The sequence below is a fragment of the Azospirillum tabaci genome (assembly GCF_014596085.1).
GTDB lineage: Bacteria > Pseudomonadota > Alphaproteobacteria > Azospirillales > Azospirillaceae > Azospirillum > Azospirillum tabaci.
Window position 1 is genome coordinate 75156 of record NZ_JACCJY010000022.1, and the last position, 21598, is coordinate 96753.

The 21598-nt window shown below is 70.6% G+C and carries 20 protein-coding genes; 16 read left to right on the forward strand and 4 right to left on the reverse strand.

Annotated elements, in window-relative coordinates; genetic code table 11:
- Positions 1-75: 75 nt before the first annotated feature.
- The 16 genes from H0B54_RS19515 (at position 76) to H0B54_RS19590 (ending at position 18806) form a co-directional block, all read left to right on the forward strand.
- Positions 76-3159: an ABC transporter substrate-binding protein gene (locus H0B54_RS19515; RefSeq protein ID WP_188261711.1), complete on the forward strand. Its 3084-nt coding sequence runs from the start codon at positions 76-78 to the stop codon at positions 3157-3159.
- A gap of 14 nt (positions 3160-3173) precedes the next feature.
- A complete protein-coding gene (locus H0B54_RS19520) occupies positions 3174-3548 on the forward strand; it encodes a hypothetical protein (RefSeq protein ID WP_188261754.1) in 375 nt (124 codons plus the stop codon).
- A gap of 1 nt (position 3549) precedes the next feature.
- A complete protein-coding gene (locus tag H0B54_RS19525; protein ID WP_188261712.1) occupies positions 3550-4014 on the forward strand; it encodes a hypothetical protein in 465 nt (154 codons plus the stop codon).
- Positions 4011-4739 carry a hypothetical protein gene (locus tag H0B54_RS19530; protein ID WP_188261713.1) on the forward strand — a complete coding sequence of 243 codons (729 nt, stop codon included), beginning with the start codon at positions 4011-4013 and terminating at the stop codon, positions 4737-4739. The genes H0B54_RS19525 and H0B54_RS19530 overlap by 4 nt, the downstream gene beginning before the upstream one ends.
- The gene (locus H0B54_RS19535; protein WP_246472630.1) at positions 4727-7999 is read left to right on the forward strand and encodes a type VI secretion system protein; all 3273 of its coding nucleotides are present in this window, start codon (positions 4727-4729) and stop codon (positions 7997-7999) included. Before H0B54_RS19530 ends, H0B54_RS19535 begins: the two co-directional genes overlap by 13 nt.
- A 381-nt stretch (positions 8000-8380) precedes the next feature.
- Positions 8381-8896 carry a YcjF family protein gene (locus H0B54_RS19540; RefSeq protein WP_014197918.1) on the forward strand — a complete coding sequence of 172 codons (516 nt, stop codon included), beginning with the start codon at positions 8381-8383 and terminating at the stop codon, positions 8894-8896.
- Positions 8897-8938: 42 nt separating this feature from the next.
- On the forward strand, positions 8939-9109 hold the full coding sequence (locus H0B54_RS19545) for a hypothetical protein (protein ID WP_172428501.1): 171 nt from the start codon (positions 8939-8941) through the stop codon (positions 9107-9109).
- On the forward strand, positions 9106-9867 hold the full coding sequence (locus H0B54_RS19550) for a substrate-binding periplasmic protein (RefSeq protein ID WP_188261714.1): 762 nt from the start codon (positions 9106-9108) through the stop codon (positions 9865-9867). The genes H0B54_RS19545 and H0B54_RS19550 overlap by 4 nt, the downstream gene beginning before the upstream one ends.
- A 9-nt stretch (positions 9868-9876) precedes the next feature.
- The gene (locus H0B54_RS19555) at positions 9877-11601 is read left to right on the forward strand and encodes an ATP-binding cassette domain-containing protein (protein ID WP_188261715.1); all 1725 of its coding nucleotides are present in this window, start codon (positions 9877-9879) and stop codon (positions 11599-11601) included.
- Position 11602: 1 nt separating this feature from the next.
- Complete coding sequence (locus tag H0B54_RS19560; protein ID WP_188261716.1) at positions 11603-12919, forward strand: prohibitin family protein; 1317 nt, start codon at positions 11603-11605, stop codon at positions 12917-12919.
- A 7-nt stretch (positions 12920-12926) separates the two neighbouring features.
- Positions 12927-14591: an ATP-binding cassette domain-containing protein gene (locus H0B54_RS19565; RefSeq protein ID WP_188261717.1), complete on the forward strand. Its 1665-nt coding sequence runs from the start codon at positions 12927-12929 to the stop codon at positions 14589-14591.
- A gap of 82 nt (positions 14592-14673) precedes the next feature.
- The gene (locus H0B54_RS19570; RefSeq protein ID WP_188261718.1) at positions 14674-15840 is read left to right on the forward strand and encodes an SDR family oxidoreductase; all 1167 of its coding nucleotides are present in this window, start codon (positions 14674-14676) and stop codon (positions 15838-15840) included.
- Positions 15841-15864: 24 nt separating this feature from the next.
- Entirely contained in the window at positions 15865-16284 is a 420-nt protein-coding gene (locus H0B54_RS19575; RefSeq protein WP_188261719.1) for an SET domain-containing protein, read from the forward strand.
- Positions 16281-17015, forward strand: coding sequence for a hypothetical protein (locus H0B54_RS19580; protein ID WP_188261720.1), 735 nt, complete (start codon positions 16281-16283; stop codon positions 17013-17015). Before H0B54_RS19575 ends, H0B54_RS19580 begins: the two co-directional genes overlap by 4 nt.
- A 43-nt stretch (positions 17016-17058) precedes the next feature.
- Positions 17059-18243, forward strand: coding sequence for a porin (locus H0B54_RS19585; protein WP_246472631.1), 1185 nt, complete (start codon positions 17059-17061; stop codon positions 18241-18243).
- A 140-nt stretch (positions 18244-18383) separates the two neighbouring features.
- Complete coding sequence (locus tag H0B54_RS19590; RefSeq protein WP_149166111.1) at positions 18384-18806, forward strand: VOC family protein; 423 nt, start codon at positions 18384-18386, stop codon at positions 18804-18806.
- 16 nt (positions 18807-18822) lie between these two features.
- On the opposite strand, the gene mnhG is transcribed toward H0B54_RS19590, so the two are convergent.
- Genes mnhG through H0B54_RS19610 form a run of 4 tightly spaced genes read right to left on the reverse strand, consistent with a single transcriptional unit; the run spans position 18823 to position 21594 of the window.
- Positions 18823-19215: a monovalent cation/H(+) antiporter subunit G gene (gene mnhG / locus H0B54_RS19595; protein ID WP_188261721.1), complete on the reverse strand. Its 393-nt coding sequence runs from the start codon at positions 19213-19215 to the stop codon at positions 18823-18825.
- The gene (locus tag H0B54_RS19600; RefSeq protein ID WP_094305054.1) at positions 19212-19493 is read right to left on the reverse strand and encodes a K+/H+ antiporter subunit F; all 282 of its coding nucleotides are present in this window, start codon (positions 19491-19493) and stop codon (positions 19212-19214) included. The genes mnhG and H0B54_RS19600 overlap by 4 nt, the downstream gene beginning before the upstream one ends.
- Positions 19490-19978, reverse strand: a complete 489-nt coding sequence (locus H0B54_RS19605) for a Na+/H+ antiporter subunit E (RefSeq protein ID WP_188261722.1) — start codon at positions 19976-19978, stop codon at positions 19490-19492. The genes H0B54_RS19600 and H0B54_RS19605 overlap by 4 nt, the downstream gene beginning before the upstream one ends.
- A complete protein-coding gene (locus H0B54_RS19610) occupies positions 19975-21594 on the reverse strand; it encodes a monovalent cation/H+ antiporter subunit D (protein ID WP_211109457.1) in 1620 nt (539 codons plus the stop codon). The genes H0B54_RS19605 and H0B54_RS19610 overlap by 4 nt, the downstream gene beginning before the upstream one ends.
- Between the last annotated feature and the right edge of the window lie 4 nt (positions 21595-21598).

The following is a 21598-nucleotide window of genomic DNA, read 5'->3' on the forward strand; positions in this document are numbered from 1 at the left end:
TTCCCGCTTCGCGGGCCCCTTCCCTCTCCCGAGACGGGAGAGGGAGACAGCCGCCCAACGCCAAACGGACACCCCATGCTGAGCTCGCTCCAGCCCCGCTCCCGGCCGCCGCTGCGCTGGTCGCACCTGACCAAGAAGGCGCGCTTCGCGCTGATCCTGGCGGCGGCGATGCTCGTCACCGTGCTGGTCTCCCTGGTCGTCCGCGCCGGCTTCCTCGGCGACAGCGCGCGCGAGCCGCTGACCGTCGCCGTCGTCGGGCCGCTCAGCGGGCCGGACGCGGCGCTGGGGCTGGCCCTGCGCAAGGGGGCGGCGCTGCGCGCCGACACGATCAACGCGGCGGGCGGCATCGCCGGACGCCCCGTGGTGATCAAGCCCTTCGACGACGAGGGCGACAAGGGCAAGTCGCTGGAGATCGCCCGGCGCGTCTCCAACGATCCCTCCGTCCTCGCGGTGATCGGCCACACGCCGGACGCCACCGACAGCGCGACGGCGATCTACGCCCAGCGGCAGATCCCGCTGATCGCCCCGCGCCCGCTGGTCCGCCCGGCCGACGCCGCGCCGAGCCCCTGGCTGTTCAGCATCACGCTGGACCGCACGCACGAGACGCGCTTCCTCGCCAACTACGTGCGCAACGTGGTGGGTGAGCCGACCGTCGCCATCGTCCGCGAGGACAGCGAGCAGGCCGCATCGCAGGCCGGGCAGTTCGACGCGATCCTCCAGCGCTTCGGCACCAAGCTGGTCGGCCAGTGGACCTTCGCGCCGGGCCGCGGCGGTGCCGGCGCCCTGCCGGCGCTGGCCCAGGCGGTGAAGGAGAAGATGCCGACCGGCGCCGTCGTCGTCATCGGGTCGGCGGTGGACAGCGCGCGCGTGGTGGTGGCGCTGCGCGACGCCGGGGTGCGCAACCTGATCGCCGGCAGCTCGGAAATGGCCTCCTCGGCCTTCCGCACCGAGATCGTCGCCCAGGCCCAGGCCAACCCGAAGGCGCTGACGCCGGAGGCCTACGGCCACGGCCTGCTGGTGTCCTCGCCCGTGCTGTTCGACACGGCCAACGAGCGGGCGCAGCGCTTCTACGGCCAGTATGTGAAGCGCTTCAACGCGGTGCCCGACTGGGCGGCGGCGCTGGGCGCCGACGGCGTCGACCTGATCGCCGGAGCCATCGCGAAGACGAATGTCACCACGGGCAAGCCGGACGGCGAGGCGCTCCGCCGCGCCATCGCCGACCACGACCGCGCCGAGACCGCCTTCCAGGGCACGGTCGGCACCTGGACCTTCGACACGCGGGGCCAGGCGACCCTGCCGGTGATGATGGCCTCCTACAACGGCCTGAACCCGGTGGCGGCGCTGACCCAGCTCCAGCCGATCCGCGAAGCCGGCGTCTCCAACTTCCTGGAGGAAGTCACCAAGGGCCGGGCGCTCTACGTCAACGACCGCTTCATGTACAAGACGGACGTCATCTACACCGGCGTCCAGCTCCACGAGATCCGCGACCTGAACCCGGACGCCAACGAGGCGACGCTGAACCTGACGATCTGGTTCCGCTACCGCGGCGCCTTCAATCCGGCGGACGTCGTCTTCACCAACGCGGTCAAGCCGGTCGAGCTGGGCAAGCCCTACCGCGAGGAGCGCGGCGAGGTCACCACCTACGTCGCCTACCGGATCGAGGGGCGTTTCGCCCTGAACGTCTTCGACCAGCGCCCGCCCTACGGCAGCCAGACGGTCGGCGTCAGCTTCCGCCACCGGACGCAGAACCGCAACACGGTGATGTTCGTCACCGACGTGCTCGGCATGTCGCTGGTCGACACCAACGACTTCGTGGAGAAGCTGAAGGCGATGGCCGCGGCTGAGACCGCGTCGGCCGCCGATCCCGGCCTCGCCGACCGCTTCCGCCGCGCGCTGGAGGGCGAGAGCGAAAGCTCCACCCTGCTCGACCAGCTCCGCGCCAAGCGGGTGCTGGCGCCGTCGCCCGGCTGGCGCCTGTCGCGCGCCTGGATCTCGCAGGACGTCGCCTCGGTCGGCAGCGAGGGCGATCCGAACTATGTCGGCTTCGGGCGCCCGCAGCCGGACTTCTCGCGCGTCGACTTCGGCGTGGTCGCCACCCCGGACGCCCCGGCGGCCCGCGACTTCATCCACCGCGACTTCTTCGTCTACATCGCCATCTTCAGCGCCGTGCTGGCGGTCTTCGCCGCCGTCATGGACCGCCGCGACCGTGGTCAGTTCTGGAAGATCCAGACGCTGTTCATGCGCATCCTGTCCTGGCCGCTGCTGCTGATGTCCGTCGGCAACATCGTGCTGGACCAGGCGGTGGCGACGCTGCCGCCGAGCGGGATCGCCATGGTGGTGAACGGCGTCAACGTGCTGTGGTGGATCGTGCCGGCCATCCTGGTCGACCGCACGCTGGAGCGCTTCGTCTGGACCCCGCTGGAGATCCGCACCCAGCGCAAGATCCCCGGCATCGTCCGCCGCTTCTCCACCCTGATCGTCTTCGGCTTCGCCGGCTGCGGCATCATCGCCTTCGTTCTGAAACAGCCGATCACCAGCCTGCTCGCCGCCTCCGGCCTCGTCGGTATGGTCATCGGCCTGGCCATCCAGGCCAACATCGCCAACGTCTTCTCCGGCATCGTCCTGAACATCGAGCGGCCGTTCCAGATCGGCGACAGCATCCAGATCACCGATCTGGTGCGCGGCGTCGTGGTCGACATGACGTGGCGCACAGTGCGGATACGCAACGTCGCCGGCTTCATCGTCGCCATGCCCAACGCCAAGGTGTCGGAGGCGACCGTCGTCAATTTCAGCGCGGTCGACCGGGTGTCGATGAAGCTCGAATACTACGCCGATGCCCGTCACGACCCCGGCCAGATGGGCGGCCTGCTGACCACCGCGTTGCAGAACGCCGACAAGGTGCTGCCCAGCGCCACCGGCGGCCCGCCCTTCGTCCGCTACGACGGCATCCGCGGCGTCAACGGCCAGTGGCTGTGCAAGTACAACATGTTCTTCTGGGTCGAGGACTACGACGCCAGCTTCGTCGTGCCGGAGCTGGTCTGGCGGTCCGTCTACCGGACGCTGGCCGAGGCCGGCATCGAGCCGACCCCGCCCGACCTGATGGAGGCCGCCGGTCCCGCCGCCGTGGCCAACGCCCAGCGCAAGGCGATTCCGGCATGAGCAGGAACACCCCAATGATCCGAACCCTGATCGCCGCGACGGCGCTGCTGCCGGTCCTGCTCGCCGGAACGGGCTGCGCGCCGCTCAACTCGTCCGGTCCCGCCGCGATCCTGGAGAAGGTGGCCGACGGCGACTACGACGTCGGCATCCGCTACCCCGCCAAGCGCGCCCGCTACGTGATGATCGTGGAGGAGGACGAGGACGGCTTCGTCGTGACCAACCGCCCCGCCGCTGCCCGCGAGGCCGACGTCGCCCCGGCCCCGGCAGCAGTGCCGCAACGGAACGACCGCGTGCTCGCCCCCTGCGCCGAGGCGACCGGCAACTGGTACCGCCACACCCCGGCGGGTTATGTCTGCGTCGGCCAGTCGGCGCCCGGCGGCGGGGGCTGACATGAAGCGCCTCGCCATGATCCTCGCTCTCACGATTGCCGGCTGCGCCGCGGGCGTCCCCGCGCCCGGTGCGGGACACGCCGACGCCCCCGTGCTGCGCATCGTCGCCGAGCCCGATGCCAACGGGCGCCGCCCGGTGGCGGTCGATGTGGTGCGGGTGGCCGATCCGGCGCTGGCCGGACGGCTGGCCGGGCTCGACGCCGCGGGCTGGTTCCGCGACCGCGAGGCGCTGAGCGCCGAGGCCGGAAGCCGCATCGCCATCGCCTCCTGGGAGATGGTGCCGGGCCAGAGCGTGCTCCTGCACAGCCTCCCCCCCTTCGCCACCCCCCCGACCCAAACCCTCGTCTACGCGCTGTACGGCGCACCCGGCACCCACCGGCAGGCCCTGGACGGCGCCGGCGCCCTGGACGTGCGGCTGGGACGGGAAAGCTTCACCGTGGCTCCGCTGACGGAGGGAACGCCGTGACCGCCCAACTCGCCCAGGTCCACTCCACCCCGGCGCCGAAGATGGCGCCCGTAGGAGCCAAGCCCGCCGGCACGCTGGCCCTGTTCCGCGCCTTCCAGGAGGATCTGCTCGCCGGCTGCGCCGACGCGCAGGCCCCGGCGGGGACGGTGGCCGACCGCCTGACCACCACGCTCCATGGAATGAGCGCCGCCGCCGTCTCACAAGGGCCGGGCGCGCACGGCACCGTGGTCAAGGCGGTCTTCGCCATGGCCATGCTGGCCGACCGCGCGCTGGCCCAGACGCGGCCCGCCGACGCCGTCGTCTCCAGCCGCCTGTTCGGCGCGAACGCCACCCTGCAAACCCTGTTCGTGCAGGCCGACGACCTGATCCGCCAGGGCGCCAAGGCCGACCGCGGGCTGGCCGCCGTCTATCTCGCCGCGCTGGCGCTGGGCTTTCCCGACGACGCCCAGGCGACCGCCCGCCGCCCCGCCCTGCACCGCATCGTCGTCGGCGAGCGCGCCGCGGCCAGCCATCCCAGCCCGCGCGCCTGCGAACCGCCCGGCGGCGCCGTGCCCGGCTACCTCGCGCCGGCCGGGCGGCGCTGGTGGGGGGCGGGGGGGGGGACCGCCGTGCTGTTCCTCGTGGGCTCGCACCTGCTGTGGGCCGGCGCCGTCGGCGGCATCCAACGCGATCTGAGCGGCGCCCGCGCCGCGGTCGAGGACATGGGGCTGTCATGGTCCTACTGATGCTCACGCTGGAGCTGGTGCTTTCCACCATCGGCTCCGCCATCGTCACTCTGCTGTCCTTCGCCGTCACGCTGGCGCCCTACGCGCTGCTGGCGCTGCCGCTCTACATCTTCTACCGCCTCGGCCGGATGGTCTGGCCGAAGCTGCGCGGCTGGCGGCGCAAGCCCGCCGCCAAGGCCGCCGCCGGCCGGAAGGTGCCCGTGCGCCGGGCCGCCCCGCCGGCGCCGCTGCGCGTCCGCGCCGAGGCGCCTCCCCCCACGAAGGCCGCCGCCGACACGCCGCCCAACGCCCGTGTCTACGGCGAGGGGCTGGACATCCTGACGCGGCAGATGCGCGGCCCCCTGCGCCGCGGCGACATTCCGTGGTTCCTCGCCTTCGGCGTCGGCGGCCCGGCTCTGCTCGCCACCGACCCGACCCATGTCCGCTGGCCCGAGGACGGCAACGGCGAGAACGGCTGCTGGTGGTTCTGCGAAGGGGCGGCGATCCTGCACGCCGGCGCCGATTCCGCCGACGGCTCCCGGCTGGGCGCGTCCTGGCCGGCGCTGGTCGCGGCGATGCGCAAGCGGCCGATGCGCCGCCCGCTGGACGGCATCCTGCTGATGGTCGGCGCCGACGAGCTGCGCGCCGCCGCCGAGCGTCCCGGTCCGCGCGACGCGCTGGCCAAGCGGGGCGCCGCCCTGCGGGAGCGCCTGCGGACCCTGCGCGACGATCTCGGCGTGGTCGGCCCGGTGCATGTGGTCGTGGTCCGCGCCGAGGCCCTGGACGGCTTCACCGACCTCTGCGCCGCCATGCCCTCCGCCCTGCTGGACGGCGTGCTGGGGTGGACCAACCCGCAGGACTGGGCCAAGCCCTTCGAGCCGCGCCGCATCGACGAGGCGTTCGAGGCCATCGCCGCCGACATCGCCGTTCTGGAGGCCGACGCCTTCGCCGCTGGCACCGCCGGGGTGCGCCTGCCACTGCTGCCGGCATCCCTGGACACCCTGCGCCATCCGCTGGCGCTGTTCCTCGACGGCGCCCTAGGAGGAGATGACCAGACCGAGCCCTTTCCTCTGCGCGGCATCGCCCTGACCGGCGCCTACGCCCCGGCCACCGGCGGGCGCCGTCCGGTCTTCGCGCGCAACCTGCTGCCGGGCCGGGCCTTTGCCGAGGCCGGCTACGGGCGGCCCTCCGACGCCGCCTACCAGCAGGCCCACAAGCGCCGCCGGATGGCCCAGGCCGCGCTCGCCGCCTCGGTCGCCGGCCTGTCGGTCGCCGCGTGGCAGGGCGTGTCCAGCGTGTCCGCGGGCAGCCCGCCGGTTGCCGCCGCCACCGCCGATCTGCGCCGGGCGCTGCTGGCGCGCGACACCGTCACCGACGGCGCTCTGGCCGGTCGGGTGATCGCCGCCACGGCGGTGATGGAGCGCAGTCCTCTCGCCACGCCGCTGCTGCCGACCTCGCTGTTCAGCACCTTCGACGAGGACAAGAAGCGGCTCGCCTCCGTCACGCTGCGCCGCTCGGTGCTGCGGCCGATCCGCGACGCCCTGCTGCCCAGCGCCACCATGGCCGACCTGCCGCCGGTCGCCAGCCCGCAGCGGGTGGAGGATCTGCCCGCCTTCCGCCGGCTCGCCGAGCAGCTCGACCGCATCGGCGGACGGCGCGACGCGCTGGAACGCTACGACCGCTTCCGCCGCAACAGCGGCTTCGACGAACTGAACGCGCTGGCCGAAAGCGTCTACGGCGCCGTCCCCCGATCGCCGATGACGGCGACGGACGGCTACATCACGCGCATCGCGGCGGGCGCCGACCTGCCCAACCTCGACGCCCGGACCATTGCCGCGGCGGTGCGCGCGGAATCGGTGCAGCTCGCCGCCCCGCTGGCCGAGGAGCTGTACGGCCGCAACCCGCTCCGCCAGCGCGCCGAGGCCCTGGCCGAACGGCTGCGCGGCCTGCCGGAGACGCCGACCGCCGAGGATGTCGACGACGTCCGCCGCCTGACCGGCGCCGTCGCCGAGGCCGTCGCTTGGCCCATCGCCGGCGCCCTGCAGGAGCCCGCCCGCGGTTTGCCCGACGCGATCCGCGTGATGCTCCAGAAGGCGGCCATCGCCGATCTGCCGGGCCGCGACACCACCGACCGCATCACCGAGGCCCTGTCCACCGCCGCGACCGGCGCCCGCGCCGCCGTCCTGTCGCTGGACGCGCCGCAGACCGGCCCCCTGTTCGCCGTCGGCGACGGCGGGGCTCTGGTCCTGAACCCGGCGGTGACCGCGCTGCCGGACGCCCTGGCCGCCGCCCTGCCCGCGCCGGTTCCGGACGCTCCACCCGCCGAAACCGTCAAGCCAGCCGAGCCGAAGCCTGAACAAGCCAAGCCCGCCGAAGCCAAGCCCGCCGAAGCCAAGCCCGCTGCATCCAAACCTGTTCTGGCCGAAGCGGAGCCGGCCAAGCCGGTCGCGGCGGCCCCTCCTCCTCCCCCGCGGCCCGCTCCGCCGCCCGCCGTCGTGGAGGAGCCGGCCGTCGTCGCGCATCTGCCGATCCTGCCAAAGATGCCGGTGGAAGCCCCGGTCCCGGACAGCGACGTCGCCCTGTCGAAGCTGTCCACCGCCTTCACGCAAACCCTTGCCGGGCGCTTCCCCTTCGTCGGCTCCGAACAGGCGCGCAACGCGCCCGACGCCGACCCGCAGGACGTCCGCCGCTTCTTCCGGCAGCTCGACGAGCACCGGGCGGCGGTGATGCGGACGGCGCCCCCCGAGGTCGCCGCCTTCATGGAGCGGATGGAGGCCGCCCGCCCGCTGCTGGAGGCCATCGCGCGCCCGGCCCCCGTCAGCGTCCGCCTCACCTACGGTGCCAACCGCGCGCAGGAGGTCGGGGCGGAGCACATCATCGACTGGTCGGTACGCTCCGGCGCCAGCGCGGTGGGGGCGACGGCCAACGGCGGGACGCTCGCCTGGACGCCGGGCCAGCCGGTCCTGCTGAGCGCCCGCTGGGCCGCCGGGTCGCCCTTCCGTCCGAAGGGTGCGCCGGCGGGCGGAACCGCCGCGGCGACCGGCGACACCATCACCCTGGCGGAGCGTGGGCCGTGGGCGTTGCTGCGCCTGCTGAAAGGCCACGCTCCGTCCTCGTCGCGGGATGGTCTGCTGCTGCGCGTCGCCCTGCCCACGCAGACCATCGACGGCGAGCCGGTGCGCGACACCGTCCTGGTGCTGGGCGCGGCGGTCAGCGCCGGCGCGCGCAACGAGCTTTCGGCGCGCGCCCTCGACCTGCCGACCCGCTTCCCGCAAAGGTAGCGGACGTCCTTACACAAAGAAAAGCTCATGATGAACTTTGTTACAATTCGCAGAATGATGACGCACGTCCCGACAAAAATACTGACGGTGGTCATAGGCATTTAATGCGTTGTTAAGTACTGAAAATGTATCAAGTCGTTGGGACATATTGGATCGTTGGCCAGTCAATCTCTGCCCCACGGCAGTCCCGAAGTCCACCGTCTAATTCACCAGCGGTAATAGGGGCAATTTTTTACCAATCGCTTAGGCGGCGGTTGATTGGCGATGCTTTGTTTCTTTCGGAATACCGAACTTGCGACGCATAACGTCCTAAGGCGTGTGTTTCAGAACACCGTTTCCACCTGAAATCAACCTCACCTGACCCTCGAAAGGTTTCGGATCATGGTAGACCGTAAGAAGCGCGCCCAGGAACTGATCAAGTATCACAGCTACGCCTCGGGTGCCTTCGGACTCATCCCCGTTCCCGGCGCGGACGTCGCTGCGGTCAGCGTGGCCCAGCTCAACCTGATCCATAAGCTCGCCAAGCTCTATGAGATCGAGTTCGCGCAGGAGCGCACCCGCGCCATCATCGGCGCGCTGATGGGCGGCGTCATGCCCGGCGCGCTCAGCTCCAGCGTGCTCGGCTCCGCCGTGAAGGCCGTTCCGTTCATCGGCACCGCCCTGGGCGTCGCCGTCATGCCGGCGCTGTCGCTGGCCGCCACCCAGGCGCTCGGCCGCGTGTTCGCGCAGCATTTCGAGACCGGCGGCACGCTGCTGGACTTCGACGTCGAGACGATGCGCGAGCATTTCCGCAAGGAGTTCGAGGCCGCCCGGAACGACGCCGCCAAGAACGAGGCCGGCGAGGCTCCCGCCGCGGCGCCGCAGATGGAAGAGCAGCCGGTCCAGAAGGCCGGCTAAGGGCAGGACGCCGGGGCGCCGGGTAAAGAGGGAAGCATCGCCGTGTTCGAGCTGATCTACATCGGTCTCTGCCTGCTGGTCGGGTTTCTAGGGATCGGCCGCCGCGGCGGCTTCCTGCTTTACGCCTTCCTGGCGGTGGTTCTGACGCCGCCCGGTGCCCTTCTCGTGATGATCCTGCTGACCACCCGCAGCAAGAAGCGGGCGAAGGCATGACGGCGGCGACCGCGTCCATCCTCCGCCCGTTTCTGCGGCTCCTGCTGCCGGTCCTGCTGGCGCTGTTCGCCGCGATCCTTCCGGCGCGCGCCGAATACTGGACCATCGCGTCGGAAGACCATTTCCCGCCCTACAACTACTCCTTCAACGGCACCCGCACGGGGATCGACACCGAGATCGTCGTCGCCCTGCTGAAGGAGCTGAACATCACCCCGGTCCACCGGCCGCTGTCCTGGACCGAGGTCGTCCGGTCGATGGACGAGAACACCGCCGACGTCGGGTTCCAGTTCATCGCCTCGCCCGCCCGTTTCGCGCAGTACAACATGATCGGCCCGTTCCGCACCGGCACGACCGTCTTCATGGTGCGCAAGGACTCCCCCATCGCCTTCGAGCGGCTGGAGGACCTGACCCCCTACCGCATTGGCGTGGTCGACGGCTTCGCCTACGCGCCGGACTTCGACGCCGCGACCTATCTGGAAAAGGTCCCGTCGAGCAGCAACGTGGTCAATTTCCGCCGGCTGATCCTGGGCCGGGTGGACGTGATCGTCGGCGACCTGCATGTGCTGAACCACATGGCCAAGCAGGACGGGCGCCTGAAGGACGTGCGCGTCCTGCCCAAGCCACTCGGCCTGATCCCCCGCTACATCGCCATGCCCAAGGCGCGCAAGGAAAAGGCGGAGCGGCTGCAGGCCGCCTTCGTCAAGCTGCGCGACAACGGCACGATCACCCGCATCCTCGACTCCTGGCTGGCGGAGTGAGGCGGACCGATGAGCAAGAGCAAGACAACCAAGCGCGTCGCGCCCAGCCGGCCCGTCTCGGCTCTGCTGCCCCTGATCGGGCTGGCTGACCGTGAGATCCTGACCCGGCTGGTGGTGACCGGCTGCGTCGCCGCCACCGCCAACCTCATCAGCCTGATGAGCCTCAGCGCCGAGTTGAACGGCTGGATGCGCGGCGAGGTGCTGGACACGCCCTTCCTGATCTTCTGCCTGTCGCTGCTGGTCTCCTACGCCTTCAGCAAGCGCTTCGTCGGGCTGGTGCTGACCACCGGCTTCAGCGCGCTGGCCGGGGTGCGGCGGCGCTTCCTGCAGACCGTCACGCTGGGCAACCACGCCGACATCCTCGACATGCAGGCCCGGCGCTCTTTCGACCTCGGCAACCACCACTTGGAGCGCATCGCGGCCCTGCTGCCCAACCTGTCGATCGCCGCCAACATGATGCTGGTGGCGGTCGTCGCCTACCTCTACCTGTGGACGCTGACCACGGTGGGCGCGACGCTGCTCCTGGTGGCCGGCGCGATGATCGGCGGCTGGTACGTGCGCGAGGCGCAGCGGACCCGCGCCCTGCTGGGCCAAGCCAAGGAGTCCGAGGTGCGGATGCTCCAGGGCTTCTCCGAGATCGTCGGCGGCAACGCCGAGATCAAGCTGGGCAAGGCGCGGCGCGACGAGCTGGCACAGGCGGTCGAGGCCGACGTCGCGCAATGGGAGGATCTGAAGCGGCGCCACGGACGCAATCTGGGCGAGCTGTTCTCCTGGATCGCCACCATCGTCATCGGCTTCTCCGCGGTCTTCGTCTTCATCTTCCCGCGCATGGGCGCGCTGTCGGCGGCGGAGCTGCCGCTGGTGACCTCGGTCATCCTGTTTCTCGCCCGGCCGCTGTCGAAGTTCCTCAACGCCGTGCCCGACTACATCGCGGCGGAGGATGCGGCGAACCAGCTCACCACCCTCCTCGCCGCCATGCCGGCGGCGGAGTACGCGCCGTCGAAGCTGGCCCGCGCGCCGCGCCGCTTCTCCGCCATCGAACTCCGCAACGTGCGCTTCGCCTACCGCGCCGGGCTGCGGCCCGAGCCCTTCGTGATCGGTCCCATCGACATGACCATCCCGGCGGGCAGCGTCGTCGGCATCGTCGGGGCCAACGGGTCGGGCAAGTCCACCCTGCTGCGCGTCATCCCGCTGCTGTTCCGCCCGGACGAGGGGCAGGTGCTGCTCGACGGGCAGGCGGTGGAGGGCGACCGGCTGGAATCCTACCGCGACCTGTTCTGCGCGGTGTTCCAGGACCACCACCTGTTCACACGCCTGCCGCAGGGGCCGACCTTCGACGCGGAGCTGTTCCGCGAGATGCTGGCCTATCTGAAGATCGACCATCTGGTTCCGGAGACCGGCGACGGCCTGCTGAACCGTGACCTCTCCAAGGGCCAGCGCCGCCGCGTCGCCCTGGCCGTCGCGGTCGCTGAGGGGCGTCCGATCATCATTCTCGACGAATGGACGTCCGACCAGGACGCCGAGTTCCGCACCCGCTTCACCAACGAGATCATTGGCAAGCTGCGGGCGCTCGGCCGCACCGTGATCTTCGTGTCGCACGACGGCAACGCCTCGTCGGTCTGCGACGTGACCATTCACATGACCAACGGCCAAATGACAAACGGGCAGATGGACACGCCGGCCGAAAAGGCCGCGTCCCGCCCCGCCACGGCTTTGCTCCAGGAGACCGCGTGACATGGCTGACCAGGCCTTCACCTACGACGACGCCGACGCGACGCCGCAGCCGAAGTCGCGCCTGCGCGCGCTGCTCGGCAACTGGTACGAGGAGCACCGCCGGTCGCTGCTGTGCACGCTGCTGGTCGGCATTCTGATCTTCCTCTACTTCGCGCCGTCGATCGTCGTCTTCATCCCCGCCGGCCACGGCGGCGTGCTGTGGAAGCGCTTCCACCAGGGCACCCAGATGGGTCCGGCCCTGGCCGAGGGCGTGCACGTCATCTTCCCCTGGGACAAGATCGAGGTCTACGACCTGCGCCTACAGGAGGACACCCGCTCCTACTCGGCCATCGCCAACGACGGCCTGAACGTCAGCATCGAGATCACGGTGCGCTACCGCCCGTACGCGGAGATGCTGGCCGCCCTGCACAAGAACGTCGGACCGAACTATCTGGAAGTGCTGCTGGTGCCGGAGGTCGGGTCGGTCTCGCGCGAGATCGTGTCGCGCTTCAAGGCCGACGAGCTCTACGCCCACCGCCGCCTGCGCGTTCAGACCGAGACCTTCGAGCAGGTCGCCGACCGCGTGATGTACGCCCAGATCATCGGGGCCGAGGACACGCCGAAGCCGGACGGGCGGACCAAGACCGGCTACCTGCTGATCCAGGACATCCTGATCCGCAACGTCTCGCTGCCCGAAGCGATCATGGTGTCGATCGAGCGCAAGATCCAGCAGGACCAGGCCGCCCAGGAGTACCAGTTCCGCCTGCAGCGCGAGCTGTTCGAGAGCCAGCGCAAGCAGCTCGAAGGACAGGGCATCCGCGCCTTCCAGGAGACGGTCCAGGCCAACCTGACCGAGAACTACCTGCGCTGGCGCGGCATCGAGGCGACGCTGGAACTGGCCCATTCGCCCAACGCCAAGATCGTCGTCATCGGCAACGCCGCCAGCGGCGGGCTGCCGCTGATCCTCGACGCCGCCTCGGGCGGGGGCGCCACCCTCCCGATGCCGGGCACCCCCGCCCCCGGCGCGCCGCAGGCGGGTGCCGCAACGGTCACCATGCCGAGCGGCCTGCCGGTGCCGCCGGCCGCCCAGCTCCCCTCGCTGAGCGGCGAGGGCACCCCCGGACAGGTGCCGGTCGCCCAGATGCCCAGCCTGAACCAAGCGGGCGCCGAACCCGCGCCGTCCGCCGCGGGCCACGCGCCGGCGGCGCCGGTCCCCGGCGTCAAGCCCCAGGCGGCAAGCGGCGCGGCGGGTGCTGCAAAGGACGGCAAGGCCGCGTCGGCCCCCATCCTGTCGACCATGTCGCCGTCCCGCCTGCTCGACCTCATCCAGCCCAAGTGAGCCGGCGATGGATCTCTGGCGCATCCTGAGACGCGACGCCCTGCGCAACATGCAGCCGCTGATGCTGCTGGCGGTGCTGGCGGCGGCCCTCAACCTCGCCCTGCTGACCTCGCTGAACAGCGCGCTGGTCATCATGGACGATCCGGAGGGGTTGCAGCGTCTGCTGTTCATCTTCCTGCTGTCCGCCTTCTCCTGGCGGTTCGCGCAGGGCTGGATGATGAGCGCGGCGTCCAAGCGGATGCAGGCGGCGCTGGCGATCCTGCGCGTCGACCTGCTGCGCCGGGCGGTGGCCGCCGACCTGCCGGACGCCATGGCGGTCGGTTCCACCCGCCTCGCCCAGGTCGCCGGGCCGGAGCTTCAGCTTCTCGCCCAGGCGGTGCCGACGCTGGTCATCAGCTTCCAGTCGGTCGCGGCGATCATCCTCTGCCTGCTCTACCTCGCCACGCTGTCGAACGCCGCGGTGCTGATCGTGCTGGCCTTCCTGACGGTCGGCGGCATCCTGATCACCCGATCCGTCCTGCGGCTGGAGCGGCTGTCGGAGACGATCCACGAGGCCGAGGGCGCGCTGTCCGAACGGTCGGACCACATCCTGCAGACCCTGCGCGAGTGCAAGCTGAACCGCCGCCGCGCCGCCAACGCGCTGTCCGACGCCACCGCCTGCGCCGAGGCGCTGCGCAAGGAGCGCCACCGCTTCGGCGCCGAGTACAGCCACTACTTCACGCTGAGCGAGCTGACCTATTACGCGGCGCTGGCCGGGATCATCTTCCTGCTGCCGGCGGTGACCAGCACCGACATCGCGACCGTCGTGCTGGCCGGCCACGCCGCCGCCTTCATCGCCTACCCGGTCATCACCATCGTCGCCTCCTACCCCTCCTACATCAGCGCCGAGACCGCCGCCCGTTCCTATCTGGCGGTGGAGGCGGAGCTGAAGGCGCCGCCCCGCCCTGCTCAGCGCCGGGCCAAGGACGCGCCGCCGACCGGCTTCGCCGACTTCGCCACCATCGCGCTCGACGGTGCGGCGTACCGCCACCCCGGGCGCGACGGCACCGGCTCCTTCACCGTCGGCCCCATCGATCTGACGGTGGAGCGCGGCGACGTCGTCTTCGTCACCGGCCACAACGGCGCCGGCAAGAGCACGCTGATCCACATGCTGCTCGGCCTCTACCCGGCGCAGCGCGGCAGCCTGACGGTGGACGGCGCGGTGGTGACGGCGGACACGCTGGGCTCCTACCGCGACCTGTTCTCCGTCGTCTTCTCCGACAACCACGTCACCCGCCAGCTCTACGGCGCGGTGTCGCTGGAGGACGGCTTCGCCGACGAGCTGCTCGACCTGCTGGAGATGTCCGACAAGGTGGCGGTCGAGGACCGTGCCTTCACGACGGTGGACCTGTCGCAGGGGCAGAAGAAGCGCCTCGCGCTGGCCGCCGCCCTGCTGGAGCGCAAGCCCGTGCTGGTGCTCGACGAATGGGCGGCCGACCAGTCCCCCTATTTCCGGCGGAAATTCTACCGCGAGATCATTCCCTGGATGAAGGCGCGCGGCATCACCGTGATCGCCGTGACCCACGACGACGCGTACTTCGACGCCGCCGACGTGCAGATCCAGGTGGAGCAGGGCGGTATCCGCCGGCTCGACACCCCGACCCTTCCGGCTCCCGACCTGCTGCCCGCCTGATCCAGACCAGCGGATCGGGGCCAGCGGATCGGAGCCACCAACCGACCCCTCCCCTCCCCCAGACGCGAGACCGAGGCACACCATGATCCTTCTCACCGGCGGCACCGGCTTTCTCGGTGGTTCCTTCTACCTCGACGCCGTCAAGAACGGGACCGCGGCGGACTGCCTGCTGCTGATCCGCGGCGCCGACGAGGCCGCCTGCCGCGCCCGTCTCGCCACCAACCTGTCCCGCTGCGTCGACCGCGCCAAGGCGCAGGCCTACGCCGATCTCTGCCAGATCATCCCGGGCGACCTGCAATCGCTGGCGACCAGCACCGACCCGCGGCTGGACGCGGTGACCCACATCGTCCACATCGCCGCCGACACCTCCTTCGACAGCCGCCATTCGGTCTGGCAGATCAACGTCGACGGCACGCTGGCGCTGGCCGCCCGCGCCCGCCGCATGAAGCACCTGCAGCGCTTCCTGCACATCGGCACCGCCTTCTGCTGCGGCGAGACGCCGTGGCTGGAGATGGTCGAGGAGGCCCCCGCCCCCGGCCACGACACGCCGCACATCGTCGAATACACCCGCAGCAAGGCGGCGGCGGAGCGCGCCCTGGCCGCCGGCTTCCCCGACCTGCCGATCGTCGTCTGCCGCCCGTCCATCGTCGTCGGCCACACCACGATGGGCGTGCGCCCGAGCGCCAGCATCTTCTGGTTCTTCCGGCTGGTCGACCGCACCGGCGTCCTGCCCTGCTCGCCGGACGGCTTCATCGACATCGTGCCGGTGGACTGGGCCTCGGCCCGGCTGCACGACCTGCTGCGCAAGCCCGACCTGAAGCACACCCTCTATCACATCTCCGCCGGCCTCGGCAGCCGGACCATGTGGAGCGACTTCCAGGCCGCCTTCGCCGCGCACGGCCATGAGGGCACCCGCCCCTACAGCTTCTTCGACCCGAAGGGTCCGGAAGGCTGGAAGCCCTTCGATCGCGCCTTCCGTCTGGCCTTCCCGCAGCGCGACATCCTGCACCGGACGATGATGGCGGGCGGGCGCAAGTACCACCGCTTCACCGCGCAGGACATCGCCTTCGACAACAGCCGTCTGCTGGCCGAGGGCTTCACCCCGCCGCCGCGCTTCGCCGACTACATCGGCGTCTGCCTGACCAACCCCGGCACGACCATCGCCGAGCAGTTCGTCGACGATGCCGCCAGCTTCGAGTTCGACGAGTCGCTGGCCCCGGCCGGGTCGCCGGCGACCGCCGCCGCTTAAGTCTCATCGCCGGAGAAGGAAGCCATGCCGCTCCTCATCGCCACCCGCCTCGCCTCCAGCCCGATCCACGGGCTGGGACTCTTCGCCGAGGAGGCGGTCGCCGCCGGCACGCCGGTATGGGCGTTCGACGCCCGCATCGACCGCCTGTTGGAGCCCGACGACGCCGTGCTGGCGGAGTTTCCGCAGGTCGCCCGGCTGGTCGACTTCCACGGCTGCGTGATCGAGGGGATCGGCGTCCTTCTGCCGGGGGACGACGCCCGGTTCCTCAACCATGCGGACGGCCCGTCCATCGGGCGGGCCGATCCCGGCGACTGGCGGCGCTTCGTCGCCCGCCGCGACATCGCCGCCGGGGAGGAGATCACCTGCAACTATGAGGACATCTGCGCCGACGTGCGCGAGGCCGGGGCGGCGCTCTATCTGACCGGGGCCGGAACAGGGGAATGACCACGCCCGCGGCGCGCCCTCCCCTGCGGACCAGCTTCGTCGCGCCGGCGGCCCTGACGCCGGAGCGCCGGGCGGCGATGTTCGCCCTGCTCAGCGTCTGGTTCGAAGGCTACGGCGAGGACTATTTCAACGAGGAGCTGGAAGACCTCGATCACTGCGTGCTGCAGGAGGACGCCGGGACCGGGGAGCTGGTCGGCTTCGCCACCGTCTACCGGCAGGCGACGGAGATCGGCGGCACCGCCGTCGGCGCCTTCCACACCGCCCATTGCATCCTGGAGCGCCGCTTCTGGGGGTCGAACGAGCTGGTGCGCTCGATGGTCGCCGAGATGGTCGCCCGCGCCCGCGCCGACCGTTCGGGACGGCTGTGGTACTGGAGCTACAGCGCGGTCGGCTACCGCTCCTACCGCTACATGCCGATGCTGTTCGTCCGCCACACGCCGCATCCGGACCAGCCCCCCGACGCCCTCGACCGGGCGGTGCGCGACCACATCGGGCGGGAGTGCTTCGCCCAGTACTACGACGCCGACACCGGCACCGTGGACTGGCAGTGGCAGGGCTACGGCCTGACCGAGGAGGCCCGCGCCATCAGCGAGGCCAAGCTGGACAGCCCGGCGGTCACCCAGTTCCGCCGCATCAACCCGCGCTGGGCCGACAGCGTGGAGATCCTCTGCCTCGCCCGGCTGCAGGACGACAACCTCACCGCCTTCGGCCGGCGCTGGTTTCCGGCCTGAAGTCCCTTTCCGTCACCCCGCTTTTGCAAGCCTCGACCCTGGAATGACCACGCCCATGAACGCCTTCTCCCTTCGCGCTGCCGCTCTCGCCGGCACCGCCTTCGCCGCCCTGACGTCGGCTCCGGCCCTGGCCGAGCCGAGCTTCGACCTGATCCTCGGCGGCGACGCCTATTTCCAGGGCGCCTACATCCGCCAGCAGCAGGACGAGGGTCTGCGCTCGCGCGAGTTCGCCAACCGCTACCGTCTGGTCGTCACCCCGACGGCGACCGCTGACAACGGCCTGACCTACGGCGCGCGGCTGCGCATCGTGGCGGGCAACGGCGATCCCACCGTCTCGACCCGCAACATCGAGAACGACCGCGCCTTCCTCTTCGCCAACGGCGCCTTCGGCACGATCCAGGCCGGCGTCATCAACGGCCTGTCGGACGAGTACGGGATGATCGGCCCGAACGTCGAGGGCGTGGCCGGCAGCCCGGACAGCAACGGCATCCTGTTCCTGAACGGCTCGACCACCTTCGGCGCCCTGCCGTTGGCCGCCACCAGCCTGCGCACGCTGATCGCCTACGACACCGGGACCAAGTTCGTCTACATCACGCCGAGCTTCGGCGGCCTGTCGGCGGCGGTGTCCTACATGCCGCGCAGCGGCGACTCCAACAGCTCGATCAACCGCCGCACGACCGACGCGCTGGGCGACCTGCTGTCCTTCCGCGACGTGGTCGAGGCCGGTGCCGCCTTCCAGACCGCGGTCGGCGACTTCAGCGTCGAGGGCAGCGCCTTCTACGCGACCGGCCAGGCGGTGCGCCAGACCGACGGCGTCGTCAGCCAGTCCTTCGAGGACCTGAACTCCGTCCATGTCGGGGCCAACGTCGGCTACGGCCCGGTGAAGGTCGGCGCCAGCTACGCCTACAGCGGCGACAGCGGCTACGCGGAGGGACTCGCCCAGACGCGGGCGCAGCAGAACTGGATCTTCGGCGCGCAGTACACCGCCGGGCCGCTGCTGTTCGCCGCCAACTACCTGCGGGCGCTGGGCAACGACAGCGCGACCATGTCCACGCCGAGCAAGGCGGACATCTGGCAGGGCGGCGTCACCTGGACCGTCGCCCCCGGCTTCACCGCCGGGCTGGAGTACGACTACGTGCAGTCCACCTTGCAGGCGGGCCGCCCCGACGGCGGCGACCTGAAGGACCGCGCGCACATCGTGATGCTCGACACCCGTCTGGCCTTCTGACCACGCTGACCGCTGCGGCCTTTGGAAAGCTCCAGGGGCCGCAGCGTTTTCGCGCAATCGACCCCCGCTGAATTCGTTTGTTGGCGCCACGGACCGCGGTCTACCCTGACCACCCGAACCAACGTGAAAAGGGTGTGCCGGTGTTCGCGTTTCATCTCGCCTTTCCCATCAGGGACATCGAGGAAACCCGCCGTTTCTACGTCGATGTCCTGGGCTGCCGCGAAGGGCGCTCCACCGAGCGGTGGATCGATTTCGACTTCTTCGGCAACCAGATTTCCGCCCACCGCTCGTCCGAGCCGCGCTCGACCGAGACCAGCATGGTCGACGGCAAGGCGGTGCCGCTTCATCATTTCGGGGCGGTGCTGCCGCGCCCGGTCTGGGACGCGCTGAGGGAGCGGCTGGAGGCCGCCGGCGCGACCTTCCTCCTGGAGCCGCAGATCCGCTACCCCGGCAAGCCGTCGGAGCAGGGCACCTTCTTCATCCTCGACCCCTCCGGCAACGGGCTGGAGTTCAAGAGCTTCACCAGCGAGTCCGGCATGTTCGCCCAGGTCGAGGCAACCTGACGCGCTGAGGGACGGTCTACACCGGCGGGGCGGTGTCCTGGGCCGACGGCGCACCCGTCTGGACCGGCGGCGCCGCCGGCACGTCGTCGCTGCCCTCGCTGCGGTCGCGGTAGAGGGCGGCGCGGGCGAGCAGCATCAGCGTGATCGGCGTCGTCACGATCATGAAAACGGCGATCAGGATCTCGTGCAGAACCAGCCGCGACTGCAGCACGGTGAAGCACAGCATCGAGGCCAGCAGCACGGAGCCGATGCCCATGGTGGTGCCCAGCGTCGGGGCGTGGACGCGCTCGTAGAAGCTGCGCAGCCGCACGAACCCGATGGACCCGATCAGCGCCAGCGAGGCGCCGAGCAGGAGGAGCAGCGCCACTGGGATCGCCGCCCAGACCGGCAGGTCGGCCAGATGCGTCATTCGATCACCTCTCCGCGCATGAGGAACTTCGCCAGCGCCGCCGTCGCGACGAAGCCGAGCAGCGCGATGATCAGCGCCGCCTCGAAATAGAGCGTGCTGCCGGTGCGGATGCCGAAGGTCAGCAGCAGCATCGTGGCGTTGACGTACAGCGTGTCGAGCCCGAGCACGCGGTCCTGCGCCCGCGGCCCGCGCAGCACGCGGAAGGTCGCGCAGGCCATCGCGGCGACCAGCAGGATCTGCGCCAGGAAGATCGACCAGAGCAGCAGCGTGGCGGTCATTCGAAGATCTCCATCAGGCGCTTCTCGTACCGTCCCTTGATGGTGTCGATCCAGGTGCTCTCGTCGACCAGATCGAGGATGTGGAGAAGGATGGTGTTGTTCGCGGAGTTGTACTCCACCCAGATCGTCCCCGGCGTCGCGGTGATGATGCAGGCCAGCGTCGCCAGACCGTAGGGTGCCCGCATGTCGAGCGGGATGTGCAGGAAGCCGGACACCCGCTCCGTCTTCCGCGGGTTGAGGATGATCTTGACGACCGCGAGGTTGGAGCGCGCGACATCGCCCATTACCAGCGCGGCCAGCGCGACGGCAGCGCGCGGCCGCTTCAGCCGCCCGCCCGGCGGGTCGAGCGCCGCGAAGCCCCAGACCGCGACGGTCGCCAGGACGCCGCCCATCAGGAGGGAACCGAGCGCCACGCTCTCGGTCAGCAGCAGCCACATCGCCACGAGCGCGGCGGTCAGCAGCGGATAGGGCAACCAGCGCTTCATGGCGCGACTCCCTTGCCGGTCCCCGGCGCCGCGGGCGCCATCACCCCCTGGACGTAGCGTTCCGGCCCGTGAAGCGAGCGGGCGGTGTCCTCCATGTAGCGCATCACCGGACCGGCCTGGACGGTCAGCGCCACGCTGAGCGCCAGGAGCATCATGACCGGCGCGAGTTCGACGAGGCGCACGCGCGGCAGATCGCCCGCCGGCGACGCCCAGAAGACGTCGATGCCGGTGCGGCTCATCGCGACCACCGTCGCCAAGCCGGACAGGATCAGCGCCGCCATCAGCGCCCAGGTGGTGAAGGGAAGCCCCTCCGCCCCCTGCGCCAGCATCGGCGCCAGGATGGCGAACTTGGCGAGGAAGCCGGACAGCGGCGGCAGGCCGGCGAGAAGCAGCGCGCAGGCCATGAAGGCGATGCCGAGGATCGCCATGATCGCCGGGATCGACACGCCAATGGCGTCGTCGTCGTCGGACTCTTCATCCTCGCCCTCGCCGAAGGCCTCGCGCGTCACGGCCAGCACGTCGGCGCCGACCATGCGGCCGCGCTCGACCAGCTCGATCAGCAGGAACAGTCCGGCGATCGCCAGGACGGAGCTGGTCATGTAGAACAGGGCGCCCCCAGTCACCGCCACCTGCCCGGCACCGACGGCGGCCAGCAGCGTTCCGGATGAGACCAGCACGCTGGCCCCGGCCAGCCGCGCCAGATTCTGGGTCGCCAGCACCGCGATGGAGCCGAAGGCGATGGTCAGGACCCCGCCGATCAGCAGCCAGTGCCCGCCGAACCCCGCCGAGGTCCCGGCGCCGTCGCCAAAGACCAGCAGCCAGATCCGGATGATGGCGTAGATGCCGACCTTGCTGAGAATCGAGATGATCGCGGCGGACGGCGCCCCGACCGTGGTGTAGGTGTTCGGCAGCCAGAAGCCCAGCGGCCACATGCCCGCCTTGATGAGGAAGGCGACGCCGAGGATCGCCGCCCCGGCCTCCAGCAGCCCGCGGTCCTCCGGCGCCACCCCGGCGATGCGCACGGCCAGCTCGGCCATGTTGAGCGTGCCGGACACGCCGTAGATCATGCTCACCCCGATCAGGAAGAGCAGGGACGCCGCCAAGTTGATGGCGATGTAATGCAGCCCGGCGCGGACGCGGGCGAGGCCGGAGCCGTGCAGGGCCAGCCCGTAGGAGGCGGCCAGCATGATCTCGAAGAAGACGAAGAGGTTGAACAGGTCGCCGGTCAGGAAGGCCCCGTTCAGCCCCATCAGCTGGAACTGGAACAGCGAATGGAAATGCGCCCCCGCCTTCTGCCAGCGCGCCAGCGCGAAGACCAGGGCGGACAACCCCAGGATGCCGGTCAGCACCAGCATCATCGCCGACAGCCGGTCGAGCACCAGGACGATGCCGAACAGCGACGGCCAGTCGCCCAGCCGGTAGACGCGCACGGTGGCGTCTGCCCCGGTGGCGGTGTGGTCCGTCAGACAGAGCAGCAGCACCGCCAGCGCCAGCAGCGCCGACGCCGACGCCACCCCAAGCGTGGCCTTCAGCGCCCGCCGCCGCTCGTCGATCAGCATCAGCAGCGCGCCGACCAGCAGCGGGATGATGATCGGCGCGATCACCAGATGATTCATCCAA